Genomic DNA, 20,507 nt, shown 5'->3' with positions numbered 1-20,507 from the left:
CACAATCACAACCGTCGTCCTTCCACGCGCGTCGCCAGGACCGCACCGCCCACCAGCAGGGCCCCGATCCAGATCGCGGCAACGCCCAACTGCGCGGTGAACCGGCCGTCGGCCAGACCACGCAGCGCATCGGTCACCTGGGAGACCGGCTGATTGCGCACGAACGGCTGAATCCAGCCCGGAAAGCCCTGCACCGGAACGAAACCCGTCGAGATCATGATCAGCAGTAGTTGCGGACCGAACAGCACGGTGCCGCTGAGATCCGGATTGCGGGTGACCGTGCCGAGGGTGTCGGTGCAGATCACCAGGGCCGCACCGAACGCCAGCGCGACCACCAGAAACACCAATGCCGCACCCGCGGCATGGAAACGGAACCCGAAAACCGTGCCGATCACCAGCGCGCCGACGAGCGCGGCCACCGCGCGCATCAGATTCGCCGACATCCGGGCCGCCACCGGAACCCACGACCGCAGCGGCATCGACCGGAGCCTGGTAGCCATCCCACCGGCAACCTCACGGGCGGCCCGATCGCCTGCGAACATCGACCCGAAGAACATGGCATACACCACGATCAACGGCAGCAGGTACTGCGCGTAGTCGATGCCCGAGACCTCCATGGAACGACGCAACGGCACATAGAAGCACACGTAGAACACCAGCGGCGCCGAGAACGCCAGCACCACATCGCCTTCCCGAAGGCCGGCGCGAATACTGCGCCCGCTCAACGCAGTCCACTGCATCCAGCCCGGAATATTCAGTGCTCCTGGCGCTTTCGTCGCTGCTTCGCGATTGCTGACCGCGCCGGGGCTACTCATGACGCGGCACCGACGCCGGGCTTGGTCAGCTCGATGAAGACCTCGTCGAGGGAGGGCCGGCGCAGCGCGATATCGATCAATTCGATTCCCGCGTTGTTGATCCGGTGCAGCGCCTCGGACAGTGTGACCGCACCGTCGGGCGCCGGGAGCGACACCCGGTCCTGCGATTCGGCGACGGTGACCACACCCAGATCGGACAGGGCCGCGAGCACGGCGGGCACATCGCCGGCATCGACCGGAACCACCTCGCAGTAGCTGGATCCCGAGCGAGCCTTGAGTTGATCGGCGGTTCCCTCGGCGATCACCGTGCCCTGGTCGATGACGATGATGTTGTCGCTCAACGCATCCGCCTCCTCGAGGTACTGCGTGGTGAGTAGGATCGTCACCCCCTGCGCCTTCAGTGATCGCACCAGCGACCACAGGCTCTGCCTGCTGACGGGGTCCAGGCCGGTGGTCGGCTCGTCGAGGAATACCACCTGCGGCGGGCGCACCAGTCCGCAGGCGATATCGATGCGCCGACGCATGCCGCCGGAATACTGGCCGACCCGCCGGTCCGCGGCCTCGGTCAGCGCGAACTGTTCGAGCAACTCCTCGGCCCGCTCCCCTGCGGCCCTGCGGCGCAAACCCATCAGGCGGCCGAACAGCACCAGGTTCTCCCGGCCGGTGAGCATCTCGTCCAGCGCGGCGTATTGGCCGGTGAGCATGATCGAGGACCGTACCTGCGCGGCGTCGCGGACCACGTCGTATCCGGCGACCGACGCGTGACCGGCATCGGGTCGGGTGAGGGTGGACAGGATCGAGACGGTAGTGGTCTTGCCGGCTCCGTTCGGGCCGAGCACACCGAGCACACTGCCCGCCTGCGCGCTGAAGGTGATGCCCCGCAAGGCTTTCACCGCACCGAAGGACTTCTCGACCGACTCGACGATGATCGCGTCGTCCGTCCTCGCTGCGCCCGGTCCCGCTGATGATTCCGACAAAGTGCTCTCCCTAACTACCCACATGCGCGTGCCAGAGCGGCCACCGCGCGCTGCCAGATATCGGCCAACTGCTGCGCCTGCGACTCGGTGAACAGCGCATCACTCCAGCGCCAGTAGGTGACCAGCTGGGTGCCTTCCTCGGTCGGACCGATCGCGGCACTCACACCCAGCGCGAAGCGCAGCGGAAAGTCGGGCTCGGGCACCAGCGGCAACCGCGCGGTCAACTCGAGATCGCCGACCCGCGCCCAGTGCGCACTGTCCGAGCCGCGGTCCGTGGTGAGGTCGAGCCGGCCGAGGTAGTTGAACTCCACCTGCGGATCTCGATCCCTCAGCTCAGGAACGCGCTCGACATCGCAGAGCAGGCCGAAGTCCATGCCGCTGTGCGGAATGGCTGCGATATGAGTGGAGACGGACTCCAGTACGGCCAGCGCGGCGGCGGGATCCGATTCGGCCCGTGCCACGTCGACATCGAAGCCGACGCCGAACCGGGCCGGAAAGAGGGTGGTGAACCAACCGACAGTTCGTGAGGTGTCGGCGCCGTCGGCGATGTCGTCCTCGCGGCCGTGCCCATACAGGGCGACCAGTGCTCCCGAGGTGGGGCTCTGGCCATGTCGAGCGCGCCACGTGGCCAACGTGATGGTCAACGCGGCGAGCAGGAACTCGCGAATACCCTCATCCTTGCTCGTCAGGCCCAGAATCCGCCGAGTCGTGGAAACCGGTGTATGCACGGCGGTCAACCGCAGCGTGGACCATGTGTCGGTCGCGGGATCCGGAAGACGTCGGCCCAGCACCGGATCCGGGGCCGCCAGTTGCCGGGCCCAGTAGTCACGTTGGGTACCGACCTCCGAGGTCGCCGCCCGTTGGTGCAACAGCTCGGCCCAGCGCCGATACCCGGTGAATTCGCCCATCACCTTCGGTGTGGCACCGGACCGGAGCTGTTGCGCGGCCTCGGCCAGGTCTGCGAACAGGATCTGCCATGACACGATGTCGATTGCCAGGTGATGAATGGTGAGCAGCAGTACGTCGTCACGATCACCGCACACGAATCGGATCGCCCGCACATTCTGGCCGGTGAACGGATCGATTCCGTCGAGTGTCGACTGCACGTTCGCGGTGACGGCGTCGCCCAGCTCGCCCGACACCTCGACACTGGACAGCATCGCCTCGGCGCGAACGGAGCCCGGCTCCCGGGTCGCGAGCCGGTAGCCGCCGGGAACCTCGTTCAGCTGCGAGCGCAGCATGTCGTGCGCATCCAATACCGCTTGCAGTACCGCCTCCAGACTCGCGCGATCCAAGTCGGCGGGCACCGCGATCAATGCCGACTGGGCAAACCTCCGGAAGGTGCCCTGCTCGTACATCCAGGAGACGAGGGGCAACGGCGCGACATCTCCGTAGTCGCCATCGTGGGGCGCTCGATCCGTTTCCGCTGCCCGCTCGATCGCCGCTGCCAGCCTGCGCACTGTCGGGTTCGACAGGACCATCCTCGGCGAGATGGTCAGACCGCGCCGGCGCATGGTGTTCACCAGTGAGATGGCAACAATGCTGTCCACGCCGAGAGCGAAGAAGTCGTCGTCGATCCCGGGTGTCACACCATCGAGCAATTCCGCGAAAACCGCGCACAGCACGCGCTCGGTTTCTGTCTCGGGCGCCGAAACACCCACGGCGCCAAGCGCTTCATGAGCACGCTCGGTCAGCCCACGGGTGTCCAGCTTGCCGTTGGGCGTCAGCGGCAAGGCGGGTAGCGCCACAATCCGGGCGGGCATCATATAGGCAGGAAGATGATCAGCGAGCGCGTCGCGCACATCGGTGACGGCACCCTCGCCGGTGACGAAACCGACCAGGACAGGGCCACTCTCGCGGCGAACCACGACAACGGCGGCGGCCTCGACCCCGGGAAGTCGGCGCAACGCTGTTTCGATTTCGCCGATTTCGATGCGATGGCCACGAATCTTCACCTGATCGTCGGCGCGGCCGAGATAGGCGAGATCGCCATTCGCCTTGCGCCGGACCAGATCTCCGGTGCGGTACATCCTTGCACCGGGCACGTACGGGTCGGCGACGAAGCGGCTCGAGGTCATGCCCGGTTTGCCGACGTAGCCCCGCGTCACCTGCCCGCCGGACAGATACAGCTCGCCGACGACACCTGCCGGAACGGGCAGCAGCAAGGGATCGAGGACATATGCGGCCATCCCCGCCGTCGCCGAACCGATGGTGGGACTCGGCCGTTCACCGGTCACCGAGGCGACCACGGCCTCCACTGTCGTTTCGGTCGGCCCGTAGCAGTTGAAGACATCGGTATCCGGTAGCGCCTGAAGCTCGGCCCACAGCCGCTCGTCGATGGCTTCGCCGCCCAACGCGAGCACCGAAAGCCCGGCCCGATCCATACCCGCCGCGGAAAGCTGCGCGTACATCGACGGTGAGGTATCAATCATGTCCAGGTCGTGCGTGGCGATACCCTCGACCAACCGCCGGGCATCGCGCATCTCGTCGAAGTCGAACAAGTGCACGGTGTGACCGTCCAGCAGTCCGACCAACGGCTGCCACGACGCGTCGAAACTCATCGACCAGGCATGCGCGATCCGCAGTTTGCGTCCGACCCGTGCCACCGCGGGTCGGTACACCCGCTCGCGATGGTCGGCGAAGTAGCTCACCAGCGCCGCATGGGTTCCGACCACGCCCTTGGGTTCGCCGGTCGACCCGGATGTGAAGATCACGTATGCGGATTGGTCCGGATGGACCTCCACGCGGGGGCTGTCCGTTGCCCCGATCGCGTCATCGAGGCACATGATCGGAATCGCATGGGTCAGCCCGTCGAGCACCGAGCGGCTCTCGCGCACCGTGACGATGAGAGCCGGGTCGGACTGCCGCAGCATCGAATTGATCCGGGCGGTCGGGGCCGTGACATCCACCGGCACATACGCACCGCCCGCCGCCAGCACCGCCAGAATCGCAACGATGGACTGGGCCGAGCGGGAAATGGCCAGTACGACAACGCTTTCGGCGCCGATCCCACGAGCGGTCAGCGCACCGGCGAGGCCGGAAACAGCCTCGTCGAGCTCCGCATAGGTGTATGTCTCGGTGGCGGTGGTGAGCGCGGGTGCATTCGGAGTCGCCGCGACCTGTGCGGCAAACAGTTGCGGCACAGTCGGATTCGACGGCATGCTCACGACCGGAGCGGGGTCGATCAGTCGGGCCCGCTCGTTCGGCAACAGCACATCCAGCGCATAGGGGCCCGAGTCCGCGCTGACCGCAAGTTGCCGCAGCACTGTTACCAGCCGTTCCCCGACCTCGGCCGCGGACAGGTGCGGCAGTGCCCCGGGCACCGCCTCCACAACGATCTCGAGCGTCCCGTCCAGCAGGTAGCACACGACCGTCAACGGATAGTGGGTCAAGCTCTCCATCGTGACCGGTACGAAACTGACGCCATTGGCGGTGGTGACAGTTTCCGTGGCGGTGCCGAGAGGCGCATTCTCGAAAACGAGCAGGGTGTCGAAGAGTGCGCCGACGCTGACCGCGCGATGGATCGTCGAGAGGCTCAGGTAACCGATATCGCGCATCGTCACCGATTCCCGTTGCAGCCGTGTGCAGTGCTGCGCGACGGACATCGCCGGATCCAGCCGCACGGCGATCGGCACAGTGTTGATAAACAGCCCGACCATGGAATCGATGCCCTCGAACGTCTCGGGACGTCCGGCGACAATGGTGCCGAAGATGACATCGCGGCGACCGGTAAGGCGCGCGAGGACAACCGCCCACGCGAACTGCACCGCGGTGTTGAGGGTGAGTCCGCCCGCGCGCACCCAGCGCGTGAGCCCCGCCGTCTCGGTGGCGTTCAGACGCAACCGATTCCGCTTCGGCGCACCGCCGGAGACAGCGCCTTCTGCCAGCATCAGCGGACCACTCGAGCCGCCGAGATAGTCGGCCCAGGCGCGCACGGCGGCATCGGTGTCCTGCGCGGCCAGCCAACCGATGTAGTCACGGTAGGGCCGAATCTCCGGCAGTGCCGCGGTGCGCCCGCCCGCCTCGTACACGGCGACGAGTTCGCGGCAGAACACGCCGATCGACCAGCCGTCCATCAGGATGTGGTGTGCGGTGAAGATCATCCGGCGTCTGCCGTCCGGCAAGGTCACGAGGACCACGCGGACCGCCGGTCCGCGTGTCAGATCGAATCGGTGGCGCCGCTGCTCCGCGCAGATGGCATCGAACTCCGCCAGTTCGGCACGGCACTCGAACCAGGGCAGCTCGACCCGGGTCGGCACGATCTGCACCGGCTTGGGAATATCGCGATCCCAGAACGACACTCGCAGATTGGGGTGCCGTTCCAGCAGAGCTTCGATGCTGCGGCGCAACAGCGCGGCATCCACCGGTCCGATGATCTCGTTGACGAACTGCATGGCGTACATATCCGCCCCGCCGTCGGCCAACTGCGCAAGTGAGAAGAAACCCTCCTGCAGCGGGCTCAGCGCGAGCACATCCTCGATCTCGGGTGTCGTAGTCATCGCTGTACCTTCCATGCCGCGGTCACCGCGGCCAACGCGTCGTCACTCAATCCGGATACCGTCATCGGCTGATGCGCACGGTCACCGGCGACGGACTGTTCCTCGTCCTGTGGCGCCTCGTCCACCGCGGCGGCCAACTCGGCGATGGTGATGTGCTCGAACACCATCGGCGGTGTCAGCGGCAGGCCGACCTGGTTCGCCTTGGCGGCCCATTGAATCGACATCACGCTGTCGCCACCGAGCTCGAAGAATCCGTCGTGCCGGCCGATCTCGGTGAGCTCCAACAGTTCTTCGAGAATCGCGATGAGTGTCCGCTCGGTTTCGGTTACCGGTGTCGTGTCGGTGTCCGCCGGGAACGAAGAAGCGGCCACCGTCAGTGGCGCGGTCTCCAGAACCAGCGAACCGGTGACATCCCACCGCCCGCGCTTTCCGGTACGGAACAACCAAGCGCCGGGATGCGTGGCATACGGATCGGCGACGAACCGTACGGCGGTCGCCGACCGGTCATTCAGGTAGCCGATAGCAAGTGAGGACCCGCCGACGTAGATATCCCCGATTACTCCGTGTGGCACCGGCCGCAGCCGATCGTCCAACACCAACAGACGCGTGCCCGGCGCCGGTCGCCCCTTGGACACGGCGGTCACGGGACCGTATACCGCTGCGCCACCGGCCTCGGCGAAGCCGTAGCGGAACCACGCCCGGGACTCGGGGGCCAACGCCGAGAGCAGACCCGGCAACTGCACCGGCCACGCCGGAGCGGCGACGACCCAGGTGCGCACCGACGGTGTCGCGGTCAGCCCGCCATGGGTGATCGTCGAGAGAATGTGCGGATCCGCCACCACCAGGGTTGGTTCGTAATCGGTGATGAGTCGCGCCAGGGCGTCCGAGTCCTCGCATTCGGCGGGGGTAGCCAGGACGATGGTCGCCTCCGCGGCCATCGCCGCTAGCAATTCGACCACGATGTCGAGGCTGTCCGATCCGAGCGCCACCAGCTGGGTACCACGCTCGCCGTCGATCCGGGAGCCGATACGCGACTCCAGTGCTCGGCGACTCAGCGCAAGGGACGCGTCGCCGACCGGCACTGAAACAAACGAAGCGCGTGCGAGACTTCCGATGAGATCGATCGCCGGATCGAGCAGAGACCATGCGGTATCCGCCCCGTCCGGTCGCCCGGCAGTCCGTCCCCCGCCCGCCGAATGGATGCGCAGGCACAGTTCGCCATAGGTAACGGTCTGGGTTCCGCAATACACCGCTACCCGGTCAGCGGGGGTGTTCTCGATCGCCGCGACGATCTCGGGGATGCTGTGCACCTGGCCGGTCTCGGACCCGGTGCTCCATTCGGCGAGGACCCGTTGCCGCTCGGCCGCGGCGAGCACCTCGACATCGCCGACCGCGATATCCGGTGTGCTGGCAAATGCCGCCAAAACCGCCAGCAGCCCGTCGGCGACCAGTTCGGCTGTCGCCTTGTCGTAGAGATCGGCGTGATAGACGACCTTCGCATCGACTCTGCCGTCAGCGCGAACGGTGAAACCAACATTGACGTCGAGAAAAGAATTGTCGATGAAATCGAGGAGCGAGTCGTCGAAGCCCAACGGCTCGGGGACCAGCCGGGTACCTCCCGAGGGGGTCAGATCCAGCGCTCGCTGCGCCCAGTCCTGGGCCCGGAAATGCAGCACGACCTGGTACAGGGGGTTGCGCGAACGCAACCGGACCGGACCGAGCGCGTCCATGACCCGCTCGATGGGAACCTCTTGGTGGCTGAACGCGCCGAGGGCCGCGTCCCGGCCGCGCATCAGGACCGAACGCAATGTCGGGTTGCCTGCCAGCCCGGTGCGCACGACCACGACGTTCGCGAACATGCCGACGAGGTCGTTGGTCGCCGCATCGACCCGCCCCGCGACCGGGGTGCCGATGGCGATGTCGTCACCGGCGCCGAGCTTGTGCAGCACGGTGACCAGCGCCGCCTGGCACACCATGTACTCGGTCACTCCCGTTTCCGCGGCCAGTGCCCGCAGGCGCGTCCACAATGACGCGGGCACGGTGAACGACACGCCCTTGCTATTTGCCGAGAGGGTGGCGGGCCGGGGCCGGTCGAGTGGCACCGTGATCTCGGCGGGAAGCCCTGCCAACGCGGCCCGCCAGTACTCGATCTCGGTCTGGCCGTACGGAATTCCCTTCTCGTCGAAGGCCGCGCGCTGCCACAGCGCGTAGTCGGCGTATTGAATCCGCAGCGGCGCCCGGTCCGGGTGGCCGGTCTGGATCCGTGCTCGGTAGGCATGGATCAGATCGGTGAGGAATACACCGAACGACACATGATCGGTGACCAGGTGATGCATCAGCAGCGACAACATATGCCGCGTCTCATCCAGCACGAATATCCGCGGGCGGATGAGCAACTCCGAATCCACGGCGAAGCGATATCTGAATTCCGAGGAGAGACGATCGCTCAGTCGCTGTTCGTCGACCACCGCGATGACGGGCACGTCAATCGGCGCGCTGGGGAGGATGCGCTGGTAGGGCACGCCGTCCCGATTCGGGAACGTGGTTCGCAATGCCTCGTGCCGCGCGATCACATCACCGATTGCGGCCGCGAGTACGCCGGTGTCGACCGGGCCGTCGAGCCGAACCACGTAGGGCAGGTTGCCGACCGGTTCGTCATGGTCGAGCTGGCTCGGCAACCACATCATCAGCTGGGGATAAGACAGCGGAATGTGTTCGGGGCGTTGGCCTGCGACGAGTTCCGGTTTGCCCGCGTCGACGGTCGGCGCAATCGGCCCCAGCGTGTCGGGCCGTTCGGTTCCGGTGTCCATGCCGGATTCACCACGATGCTGCTCGTCCACCTGGGCAGCCAATTCGGCAACCGTTGGAGTATCGAACGCGGCACGAACCTCGAGTTCGACGCCGAATTCGGCGCGGATTTCCGCGATCAGCCGGACCGCGAGCAGGGAGTGGCCACCCAGTTCGAAGAACGAGTCGTCGGCACCGACACTGTCGAGTTCGAAGATCCGCTCGAATACCGCGGCCATCCGCGCCTCGACGCCGGCGCTGGGCGCCCGGTGCCGCCGCGCACCGACCAGCACCGGAGCAGGCAGCGCCCGACGATCGAGCTTGCCGTGCGCGGTGATCGGAATCCGATCGATCTCCGCAAAGGCGGCGGGCACCATATACGCCGGGAGTTTCGCCGCGATATGTGCGCGCACCTCGGCGAAGTCGATCGGCGAACCCGCCGATTCCCCGACGAGATACGCCGTGAGCATCCGGCCGACCGCGGCGTGTTCGGTGACGATCACGACGGCGTGTGCCACGTCCGGATGGGCCGACAGCGCGGCTTCGACCTCACCGGCCTCGATGCGGTAGCCGCGGATTTTCATCTGGTCGTCGGCCCGGCCGACGAACTCGAGCAGGCCGTCCCGATTGCGCCGCGCCAGATCGCCGGTGCGGCACAGCCGCCCGCCGGGCCGGAACGGATCGGCGACGAATCGCGCGACGCTCAGGCCCGGCCGGTCCAGATAGCCACGGGCGAGCTGGTCTCCGCCCAGGTACACCTCACCGATCGTCCCGAACGGCACCAATTCCAGTGCGCTGTCGAGCAAATGGACCGAGACGCCGAGGTTGGGGCGTCCGATCGGCACGACTCGATGCCCCTGCGGCGTGTCCACCTCGTAGTGTGTGGACGAGACCACCGCCTCGGTCGGGCCGTAGTGATTGCGCAGGCGCACACCGAATTCGGTGACGAGCCGGTCGGCCACCTCACCCGGCAGCGCCTCGCCGCCGACCGGAACGAAGCGCAGCGTATGCCATTCGCGCAGCTCCGGTAGCTGCAACAGCGTGCTCAGCAGCGAGGGCACCATATGCAGCACGGTGACGTCGTACCGGGCGATCATGTCGCTCAGATAGGGGATGTCGGTGAACGTATCCGGCTTGCCGATGATCAGGTGCGCGCCCAGCGTGAGCGTGACGAAGACCTCGAGCAGCGACGCGTCGAAGCTCACCGATGACGATTGCAGCAGGCGGTCGTCGGCGGTCATGCCGAACTGGGCGTCGAATCCGGTGAGATGTTCGGCAATCGCACCATGCGATACCGGTACGCCCTTGGGCTGCCCGGTCGATCCCGAGGTGTAGATGACATACGCCAGATTCGACGATCGCAGCGGCCGGATTCGTGCTGCGTCCGTGGGATTCGTCGCCGGGAGCGTCCCCGCAGCGGCCTCGGCCTCGGCCAGTGCGGTCAGGTCGAGAGTGATCTGTGGTTGCGCATCGGCGATGAGATATTCGATGCGATCGTCCGGATAGGCGGGATCGATCGGGAGATAGGCGGCTCCGGCTTTCAACACCGCCAGCGCGGCGACCACGAACTGGGCGCTGTTCGGCAACTTCAGCGCGACGATGTCCTCGGTACCGACGCCGCGCCCGATGAACCAGTGCGCCAAGCGATTCGCGCGCCGATCCAGCTCGGCGTAGTTCAGCGTGCCCGCGTCGGAGCTGATCGCGGGATGGTCGGGGTACACCGCGGCAGTCGCTTCGAACATGGCGGCCAGTGTGTTCGGCCCCGCGGCCACGTCGGCGCCGTATGACACATCGGCGATCTGCGCTCGTACCGACTCGCCGAGGATATCGATCGCGGCGACCCGCCGTCCGGGATCGCCGAGCGCGCCGTCCAGCAACCGGACATAGCCGGCCAGCATCTCCTCCACCAGCGCGCGATCGAGCACATCGGATTGGAAATTCGCCTCCACCGTCGCGCCGCTCGCGCGCTCGACGACCATGAAGCCCAACGGCTCCTGCGCCGCCAGACCGCCCAGATCCAGTGCGGTGACCTCGATTCCGGCGAGCGAGAGCCCGTTCTCGTCGCCGCGGACACCGAAGCTCAGCGCGACCAGCTCGGCCATGCCGTCGCTGCCGGGCGTCCGGTTCGGGTTGCATTCGCGGATCACGCGATCGATACCGACACCGCGATGGGCGAACGCCGCCTGCCATGCCGCACCTGTCGAGTCGACCAGCGCGTCGAAGCTGTCGGCGGGATCGCCGGAGAACCTGACGAGCAGCGTATTGCCGAAATATCCGACCAGCCGCTCCGCATCCTGCCCGCGCCGATCGGTGATCGGCACGGCGACGAGGAAGTCCGAGGCCGCCGTGTATCGCCGGATCAGCGCACCGAACGCGGACAGCAGGACCGTGAACGAAGACACCGAATGCTTTCGCGCATACTCGTTTACGCGATGCGTCAGCTCCGGCGACAGCAGGCGGGCAGATCGGCCGGACTCCCGTGCGGTGGTCCCGGAATGCGGTTGCCCGCCCGGTAGCTCCGGCCGTTCCGGCAGCGGGGTCAGCGTCCGGCGCCAGAATTCGATCTCGGTGTCCTCGGCCGGGTCCGCCGCGGGCAGATCGGCGTATTGCGCCCGGAGTTCGGACAGTGCTCCGGCATCGCGGTAGGTCGCATTCACCTCGGTGAAGAAGACCCGCCACGAGTCGTCGTCCCAAGCGATGTGGTGCGCAACGAGAATCAACGCGTGCTCGGCCGGACCGCATCGCACCAGGCTCGCCCGCAAGGGCAGGTCATCGGCCAGGTCGAAGCTGCGATCGGACGCACGTCGCGCGAGATTCTCGAGTTCCCGATCGCGGATATCATCCGGCAGCGCGGTGAGATCGTGTTCGCGCCAGCTGAATTCGGCATCCGGATGGAAAACCTGGTGCGGCTCGCCGCCGTCGACGCGATAGGTCGTGCGCAGGATCTCGTGTCGCGCAACGACGGTCGCGATGGCGGTGCGCAGGCGCGCCGCGTCCAGCGCACCGACGAGACGGTAGCCGACGCAGATATTGAGGGCGGTGCCGTCCGGATCGCGGGTCTGCAGAAACCACATGCGGCGTTGTCCAGGAGACAGTCGGTTGCGCTCGGCTTCGGACCGCGGCGGATTCGACACCGGTTCCATCCGGGCCAAGCCGACCTCGGACAACCTCCGTTGCAGCAATTGCTTTCGGCGTTCGCGCACGGCGTCCGTCATCTGCATGCTCCTCAGCTGATCGGTCCACAGACTGGTCTGCTCGACCGAGCCTTCCAAAAATTAGCGTAGCCTAGCCTAATATGTGACTGGTTATTCGGCCGTCACTGTTTGTCGGCTACGACAGCCATCGAGTCACCGAAGAGGTCGAGCTCGATGCCCGATCGGATATCGGCGTGCAGCCCGCGCAATCCGTCCCGTACCGTTCGCACCTCGACGACGCGCAGTCCACCAACGGCTCGAGCGCCGGCGCCGAGTACCTCGCCCAATTCGGCGATATCCGCGGCGACGTGCGGAACACCGTGCGCGGCACACAGCATGGCGATATCCGTTCCGTGCGGTGTGCCGAACACTCGCTCGAAGACATCGGCATGCTCCGGTGCCCCCTGTTCGAGCACACCGAAGATCCCGCCGCCGTTGTCGTTGGCGACCACGATCGACAGGTCGCGCGGAACGGGTTCCGACGGACCGACCAGCAGACCGCCGCTGTCGTGCGCGAAGGTGAGATCACCGAGCAGCGCGACCGTGCGGCGCCCGCCTGCGAGCGCCACACCCATCGACAGCGACACCAGCCCGTCGATCCCGGCGACTCCTCGATTCGACACAACTCGAACGCCCGCGCGACGTTGCCACGTCATCGCCACATCGCGCACCGGGTTGGACGAGCCGATGACGAAGGTGTCCGCGGCACCGAGCGCCCGGGTGACGGCCCTGGCCACGTGCATTCCGGTCACCTGGTCGGTCTCGTCGAGCGCGCGGTGCACCCTGGACCGCGCGACGCTGCTGGCCGCGCGACAGACATCGACCCACACCCGGTGCGGTGTCCCGGTCGCCCGTATGGTGCGCCCGACCGCGTGTGCCGTGCCCGCCACGTCGGTCCACGACCGGTCCGGGGTCACCACGATGACCCGGACCGATGGTGACGCGAGCAGTTGCGTGACGGACCGGTGCAGCGTCGGCCGCCCGACCACGACCACCTGCTCGGGATGCAGCTCACGCAGTACGAGCGGGTGCACCGCACACTCCGGCGGTGGGGCCGACGGTTCGGCGACCGTGGGAACACCGGCCAGCTCGGGCAGTGTCGGCGCACCGTGTCCCGCCACGACGAGGGTGTCCAGGCTGAGATCGACGTGCACCGGCGCGTCGATGGTGGTCGGCTCGACGACCGTCCACGGACCACCGCCGCGTCGACCGGGCGGCGGCTCGCAGGCACCCGATCCGACCAGCGGATCGGCGAACGGAACGTCCAGATGCACCGGTCCGGGATTGCCGTCGCGCAGGCCGAGGCCGGTGGCGGTCAGCCTGGCGATACTCGCCCGCCACCGCGCGTTGTGCCGCGGCAGCCGGTCGCCGCCGGGTGGATATCGGTGGTCCGCCTGGGCCAGCACCGTCGTGGCACGGACCGCGGGACCGAATATGTCGGGCTGGACGATGGTTTGGCTCGCTCCGGTGCCCTGTAGCTCCCCCGGCCTGTTCGCGCTGATCACCATGAGCGGGACGCCCGCGTAGCTCGCCTCGAGGACACCCGGGAGCAGGTTGGCGACCGCCGTACCGGAGGTGGTCACCACCGGGACGACGGTGCGACTGCCCGCGGCCAGCCCGAGCGCGAGGTAGGCCGCACTGCGCTCATCGATCCGCACATGCAGCCGCAGGCGCCGATCGGCGTCGGCCCGATGCAGCGCGAAAGCCAGTGGGGCGTTTCGAGATCCCGGGCAGAGCACCACCTCGCGGACACCGCACCTGATGAGTTCGTCGACGATGACACCGGCTTGTATCTGCGCCGCACTGGGCTCGGCGACCTCGACCCGATCAGCGCGCATGAGCTTCGACCAAACTCATCTCCAAGGGCAGGCCCTTGATCGAAACGAGCTCGAATCCGCTGGCCGCCAACAACGTCCGATACTCTTCATCGGTTCGTTCCCGGCCACTGGTCATCACGAACATATGCATGTCGAACGCGGTGGCGACCGGAGTGGGCCGCAGATCGGATACGACCCGCTCGACGATCAGCAGCGTCGAGCCAGGACGCATCGCGGCCCGGCAGTTCGCCAGGATCGTGCGCGCCCGGTCGTCGTCCCAGTTGTGCAGGATTCGACACAGCACTGCGACATCGCCGCCCGCGGGCAGCACATCGAAGAAGTCACCGGCCAGCACCTCGCAACGTTGCTGGGCTATGAATCCCCGCAACCGATCCGCCGCCGCCGCGACCGCGGCCGGTCGCTCGATCAACCTACCGGTCGCATCGGGCACCGCCGACAGAATGACATCCAGCAGAGTCCCGTCGCCCCCGCCGACATCCACGACGCACTTCCCGCTGAAGTCGTACACCGTGGGCAGATCGGCGACGAACATGCTGCCGACCGCGATCCCGGAGCCGTAGACCGCGAGCGCGTCCGGTCGGCTACCCAGATAATCGAATACGGACTCGCCGTGCGCTTTGGTGAACGGCTGCTCGCCCACGCGCAGCGCGGGCACCAGCTCGTTCCAGGCATCGGCGAAATACTGCTCCTGGTACAGGCGGACCAGGTTGCGCATGGACTGCGGATGGTCGGCGCGCAGCAGCGCACCGACCTCGCTCAACGCATATCGATCCGCGTCGTCGCGCGTGATGATGCCGAGAGCGCGCAGCATCCGCAACAGGCGAGTCAGCGATTCCGGTGCGACCCCGGCGGCCGCCGCGATCGCATCGACGTCCATCGGCCCCGCGCGCAGCAGATCGGCAATGCCCAGATCGACGGCCGCACCGATACTGCTGCTCACCCATCCGCCGATGAGCAGCCGTAGTAACTCGGACTGACCGGCCGTGACATTGGGTTCGTCGATCGATGTCACCGCTGCTCACCCGACTCGCTGATGATCTCGAACCAGGCTGCGACGGTTGGCGTTTCGGCCAGCACCCGCAGCGGCAGGTCGTATCCCCCGGCGCGCAGGGCGCCGGCCAGCCGCATCATCCGCAGTGAATCCAGGCCGTGCTCGAACAGATCGGCGTCGTCGGGCAGGCCCCAGGTGGCGTGACCGAGCGCTTTCGCGGCGGCACCACGCACGTCGTCGATCGTCCAGCCGGGCGCGGCCTCGGTTTCGGATTGTGTCTCGTACATGTCAGTTCCCTTCCGCAACAGTCCGGTCCGCATTACCGGTGAGCTCGGACTCGACCTGTTCGTCGCCGAGTTCGAGAATCTCCAGGTACATCCGGGCGATCTCGTCCAATCGCCCCGGCGATTGCTCGCGGGCCAGCAGGCCGCGCGCGAGTTCGCCGAGCGTCGGCGCGCCGAGCAGCAAATGCAGCTCGATGGTCGGATCGGCCAATACCTCACGCAGCTCGCGGGTGACATCCACCGCGACAACGGAATCGCCGCCGAGCGCATAGAAGTTGTCCTCGACACCGACCTCGGGAACCTGCAGGACGTCGCGCCACACCTGCCCGAGCACGGCTTCCAGCGGCGTCGTCGGCTGCACTCGCCGCTCGGCCCGACCGGCGGCCTCGGCCGCCGCCGCGACCAACGCGCGATGGTCGACCTTCCCGTTCGGGGTCAGCGGTAGCGACTCGATCAGCCGCACCGTGCCGGGGGCCATATGCGCGGGCAACGCCGCCGCGATATCGCGGTCGAGTTCCTCGACGTCGGCTCCGTTGTGCGCCACGACGTGCGCGACCAGCGCCCGCGAACCGCGGCCGTCCGCGGTCGGCACCGGCGTCACCACCGCGGCGTCGACCTGGGGCAGCGACGCCAGCGCGGCCTCGACATCGCCGAGTTCGATGCGGTGGCCGCGGATCTTGACCTGCCGGTCCCTTCGACCGGCGAACTCGATATCGCCGCTCGGCAGCAAACGGCCGAAATCGCCTGTGCGGTACAGTCTTTCACCGGTTTCCGGCAACGTGACGAAGGATTGCCCGGTGCGCACCGGATCATCGAGATATCCGCGCGCGATTCCCGGCCCACCGCAATAGATTTCACCGACGACACCCGCAGGCACGGGGCGCATCGCCTGGTCGAGCAGGAGGTAGCGGGTGTTCGCGATCGGCCGCCCATACGGAATCGAGCGCCAGGTGGGATCGACATCGCCGACCACGTACCAGATGTTCCACAGCGTGGTCTCGGTCGGGCCGCCGATGCCGACCAGGCGCGCATTCGGGCAATGTTCGCGCAGCTGGTCCACCAGCGCGGGGACGACCCAATCGCCGCCGACCATGGCCAACCTCAATGAGGTGAGTGGCGTTCCGCCTTCGGCATGCAGCATTTCCAGCATGGCGGGCACCGAACACCACACCGACACCGCATGTTCGGCGGCGAGGCTGCGCCAGTGCCGCGGATCGCGCTGCCGGTCGGCGGCGGGCACGACGATCGTCGCCCCGGCACACAGCGCGACGAATACGTCGAATCCGGACATGTCGTGGTGCAGTGCCGACACCGCGAGAGATCGGTCCGCCGAGCCGATCTCGAAGCTGGTCATCGTATCGACGACGCAGTTCGCCACGCCGCCGTGCTCGATCATCACACCCTTCGGCTCCCCGGTGGATCCCGAGGTGTACAGCACGTAGGCGAGATCATGCCGATCGATCGCGACCTCGGGCACGAGCGGACTCGACGCCCGCACCGCCGCGCCGTCGATATCGACCAGTGCGAGCTGCGGCAGATCCTCGGCCACCGCCCGCACCGCGGCGGGCGTCGCGGCACCGGTCAACGCGGCGATCGCACCCGAGCGCTGGAGAATGCCGCGGATACGTTGCGGCGGAAGGGCGGTGTCGATCGGCAGATATGCCGCACCCGACAGCAGCACGCCGTACACCGCGGCGAACTGGCGCCAGCCCTTGTCCAGCAGGATGGCGACGATCGGCTGACCGGTGGCGGCGCCGGAGGTCTCGCGCAATCGGTTCGCGATGCGACCGGCCTGTTCGAGCAGGGCGCCGTAGCTGATCGTCACCGAACCGTCGATCAGTGCCGGATGTTCGGCCTGACGGCGCGCACGCTCGATGAACAGCTCCGGCACCAGGGCCGCCGCCGTATCGACCGGTCGTCCGGTCAGTTCGGCGGCCGCGAGCGGCACCAGCGACAGGTCGGTCTGCTGCCACAGTTCGGTGGATTCCGCGAGGCGTTCGAGTAACTCGCGGAACGCGGTGAACATGGCATCGATCACGCCGGGCGCGAACGCCGAATCGACTGTGTCCCAGTTGTAGTACAGCTCACCGTCGGCTTCATGGATCTGTACGTCGAGGCTGACCTGCGGGGTCTGTGACAGCGCGTACACCTCGCGGACCTGACCGTCGAACGGAGTCCGCGCACCGTCGGACCACCCCAGGGTGCTGGTGAGCACGATCGGCAGCTGCGCGCGATCGGCGATGCCGTCGTGACGGGTGAGCTCACGCATGAAGCGCAGACCGCTGTAGTGGCTGTGCTCGAGGTCGTCCCACAGGGTCGCCTGAATCCGTTTCGCCCGCGCCGCGAAGGTCGCGGCGCTGTCGTGGTCCACCGCGAGCGCCGAAATCGATGCGAACTCCCCCACCACCGACTCGACCTGCTCGTGCAGCGGAATCCGGTTCATGCTGGGGATATTCAGCGCGAAGCTGCGCTCGCCCGACCACACCGCCAAGACCTCGGCGAACGCGGCCATCATCAAGGCCGAGGTCGTGAGCCCGTGTGCCCGTGCGTATTTGGTCAGCTGCCGCCACTGCGCGGGCGGCAGACCGGCCTCGCGGCGGGTGAAGCGGGTCGTCGAATTCTCGGTAGAGCGATTCGCGGGCAACCGCGGCGCTGCGGGGAAGCTCGGCACCCGGTCGATCCAGTACCGCTGGGCCCGGCGATAGATTTCGGAGTGCTCTAGTTCGGCGAGGGCACGCACATAGTCGCGGAAGGTCAGCGACAGTTCGGGAAGTTCGGCTGCCGGATCCCGGTAGCGCAGACTCAGCTCCGCCAGCAGCAGTCGCCAGCTGAGATAGTCGAAACACAGTCCGTCGAAGCCGATGTGGATACGGCTGACCTCATCGTCGAGCCGACTCACCGCGACGTGGAACAGCGGCCAGGTCCCGGGTTCCGGCACCAGATGCGAGTAGGTGTCGCGCAACTCCGCGAGCCGGGCGGTACGAGCGCTCGCGGTGAGCCCCCGCAGATCGTGTATTACCGGCTGGAACGGCGGAACCGATTCCAGTACCCGCTGTTCGCGTCGATCGATATCGATGACCAGGCGCAGCGCCTCGTGCCGATCGATCAGCGAGCGCCAGGCCGCCGCGAACCGATCGATATCGATGGCGCCTTCGTATTCGTAGTATCCGTGGGCCGCGACACCGCTGAATCGGAACGCGTCATCGCGCCCGAGCACGTATGCCAGTTGCGTATCGGTCAGCGCGAACGGCCGGTACCGGTCCTCAGGCGCGGGCCGGACCTCGGGAAATCCGGTTGTCACCGTGCCACCTCCGCCTGGCGTAGCTTCTTCTTGTCGACCTTGCCGATGGCGGTGCGCGGCAGCGTATCCGCGACGCGGATCAGGTCCGGGATCTTGTACGCGGCTACCCCGCGCTCGGTGAGGAATCGGGCGATCTCCGGTTGCGCGGGTGCGGCGTCGTGCGGCACCACAACCGCGCAACTGCGCTCGCCGAGCACTTCGTCCGGAACACCGATCAGCGCGACATCGCGCACCGCCGGGTGGGCGAGCAGATGATTCTCGACCTCCTCTGCCGCGATCTTCTCCCCGCCGCGGTTGATCTGGTCCTTGACCCGGCCCTCGAATACGACCTGTCCATTCGGGAGCAGGCGGATCAGATCGCCGGTTCGATAGAAACCGTTGTCGGTGAAGGAGGTTCGGTTGTGGGCGCCGCCGCGGAAGTAGCCGCGGATCGTGTAGGGCCCCCGGGTCAGCAGTTCACCGATGTCCCCTTCAGGAACCGTGCTCCCGCTCTGGTCCACGACCAGCAACTCGTCGTCCGGCGAGACCGGCCTGCCCTGGGCAATCGTGCGCGTCTCGAGATCATCGCCGGAATCCTGGAATCCACACAGGCCCTCTGCCATTCCGAATGCCTGGTGCAGTTGACATCCCAGCGCGGGCTCGACGCGGCGGGCGAGTTCGAGGGGAAGTTTCGAGCCACCGATGACGACGCGGCGCAGGCTCGACAGGTCGGCGGCGGCGTCGGCGGCGAGTTCGACCCACACCAGGGCGACGCCGGGCACCAATCCGGTGTCGGTGACACCGTGGCGTTCGATCAGGTCGAAAGTGATTCCCGGATCCGGACTTTCGGCGAGGATCAACGTGCCGCCGGCGTGGAAGGTGGCGAGTAGCCCGTGCGTGAGAGTCCAGTTGTGGCCGAGCGGCAGGCAGACCATATGGCGGGTCGTGGTGTCGTATGAGCACGAGTCGGCGACGGCGCGTCCGCTGTAGGCCCAGTCGTCGTGAGTACGCGCGACGAACTTCGGCAGCCCCGTGGTACCACCCGAGAGCAGCAGGATCGCGACGTCGGCCGGGTCGGGTTCGGGATGCTGGATCGGCTGCTGGCGCAACGTTTCCAACGGCACGAACTCGGCGGCATCGCCGAGGACGATCACGTGCCGCAACTGCTCGGTCCGCTCGGCGACCGTACGGGCGAGTTCGCGATGGTCGAAACCATCGATGAAGTCGGCCGTCACATAGGCGACCGCGTCGGTGCTTTCGACGAAATGCGTGATCTCGGCGGCCCGATGCGCGGGCAACGCGAACACCGGGATCGCGCCGACGCGCAGCAGCGCGTACATGACGACCACGTATTCGACTCGGTTGGGTAGCTGGACCACGACCCGATCCCGCGCCCGGATGCCCAGCGTGTGCAGGCCGGCCGCGTAGCGGTCCACCTCGGCATCCAGCTCCGAATATGTCCAGCTGCGAACGGAATCCACCACGGCGACGGCATCGCCGTACGTCGCGCCGTATCGGCGAAGTGTGGCGGCGAGCGACTCTCCGCGCCAGTATCCGAGCTCGCGGTACCGGGAGGCGAACTCCTCGGGCCAGGGAACAAATCCATCGAGCATGGGCCCTACCTCACCTACCTGTGACCAAGAACCTGATTTGAACCAGGCTCGCCTAACTTAGCGAATTAAGGTTAGCCTATACAAACTTAGATCGGTGGGCGCTCGCGAAGATCCCACCGGACGCACCCGCCCTTTCGTGATCCGAAACGGCCTCGGCATACGAGATGCCAAGGGCGCCAACCGGTCTGAGGCGCCCACTTATCAGGGGCGCAACTCGATGTTAGATTAG

At 67.0% G+C, this 20,507-nt stretch carries 9 protein-coding genes; all 9 read right to left on the bottom strand.

Annotated elements, in window-relative coordinates; all coding sequences use genetic code 11:
- Positions 1-5 precede the first annotated feature (5 nt).
- Complete coding sequence (locus OG874_RS40090) at positions 6-815, bottom strand: ABC transporter permease (protein ID WP_330252235.1); 810 nt, start codon at positions 813-815, stop codon at positions 6-8.
- Entirely contained in the window at positions 812-1,792 is a 981-nt protein-coding gene (locus OG874_RS40085) for an ATP-binding cassette domain-containing protein (RefSeq protein ID WP_330252234.1), read from the bottom strand. The genes OG874_RS40090 and OG874_RS40085 overlap by 4 nt, the downstream gene beginning before the upstream one ends.
- 14 nt (positions 1,793-1,806) lie before the next feature.
- Positions 1,807-6,291 (bottom strand): amino acid adenylation domain-containing protein, encoded by a 4,485-nt coding sequence (locus OG874_RS40080; protein WP_330252233.1) that lies wholly within the window; start codon positions 6,289-6,291, stop codon positions 1,807-1,809.
- Positions 6,288-12,293 carry an amino acid adenylation domain-containing protein gene (locus OG874_RS40075; protein WP_330252232.1) on the bottom strand — a complete coding sequence of 2,002 codons (6,006 nt, stop codon included), beginning with the start codon at positions 12,291-12,293 and terminating at the stop codon, positions 6,288-6,290. Before OG874_RS40075 ends, OG874_RS40080 begins: the two co-directional genes overlap by 4 nt.
- A gap of 101 nt (positions 12,294-12,394) precedes the next feature.
- Positions 12,395-14,110 (bottom strand): 2-succinyl-5-enolpyruvyl-6-hydroxy-3-cyclohexene-1-carboxylic-acid synthase, encoded by a 1,716-nt coding sequence (menD, locus tag OG874_RS40070; RefSeq protein ID WP_330252231.1) that lies wholly within the window; start codon positions 14,108-14,110, stop codon positions 12,395-12,397.
- The gene (locus tag OG874_RS40065; RefSeq protein ID WP_330252230.1) at positions 14,100-15,122 is read right to left on the bottom strand and encodes a methyltransferase; all 1,023 of its coding nucleotides are present in this window, start codon (positions 15,120-15,122) and stop codon (positions 14,100-14,102) included. Before OG874_RS40065 ends, menD begins: the two co-directional genes overlap by 11 nt.
- Entirely contained in the window at positions 15,119-15,388 is a 270-nt protein-coding gene (locus tag OG874_RS40060) for a phosphopantetheine-binding protein (protein WP_330252229.1), read from the bottom strand. The genes OG874_RS40065 and OG874_RS40060 overlap by 4 nt, the downstream gene beginning before the upstream one ends.
- Position 15,389: 1 nt before the next feature.
- Positions 15,390-18,686 carry a non-ribosomal peptide synthetase gene (locus tag OG874_RS40055; RefSeq protein WP_330252228.1) on the bottom strand — a complete coding sequence of 1,099 codons (3,297 nt, stop codon included), beginning with the start codon at positions 18,684-18,686 and terminating at the stop codon, positions 15,390-15,392.
- Complete coding sequence (locus OG874_RS40050; RefSeq protein WP_330252227.1) at positions 18,683-20,278, bottom strand: (2,3-dihydroxybenzoyl)adenylate synthase; 1,596 nt, start codon at positions 20,276-20,278, stop codon at positions 18,683-18,685. Before OG874_RS40050 ends, OG874_RS40055 begins: the two co-directional genes overlap by 4 nt.
- Between the last annotated feature and the right edge of the window lie 229 nt (positions 20,279-20,507).

Origin of the sequence: Nocardia sp. NBC_00565, from assembly GCF_036345915.1 — a bacterium.
Taxonomy (GTDB): Bacteria; Actinomycetota; Actinomycetes; order Mycobacteriales; family Mycobacteriaceae; genus Nocardia.
This window is presented reverse-complemented; position numbering and strand designations above follow the sequence as displayed.

Bases quoted from the DNA above. Each gene is read 5' to 3' on its own strand.
- OG874_RS40090 (WP_330252235.1), bottom strand. From the start codon at position 815: ATGAGTAGCCCCGGCGCGGTCAGCAATCGCGAAGCAGCGACGAAAGCG.
- OG874_RS40060 (WP_330252229.1), bottom strand. From the start codon at position 15,388: ATGTACGAGACACAATCCGAAACCGAGGCCGCGCCCGGCTGGACGATC.
- OG874_RS40080 (WP_330252233.1), bottom strand. From the start codon at position 6,291: ATGACTACGACACCCGAGATCGAGGATGTGCTCGCGCTGAGCCCGCTG.
- OG874_RS40075 (WP_330252232.1), bottom strand. From the start codon at position 12,293: ATGACGGACGCCGTGCGCGAACGCCGAAAGCAATTGCTGCAACGGAGG.
- OG874_RS40050 (WP_330252227.1), bottom strand. From the start codon at position 20,278: ATGCTCGATGGATTTGTTCCCTGGCCCGAGGAGTTCGCCTCCCGGTAC.
- menD (WP_330252231.1), bottom strand. From the start codon at position 14,110: ATGCGCGCTGATCGGGTCGAGGTCGCCGAGCCCAGTGCGGCGCAGATA.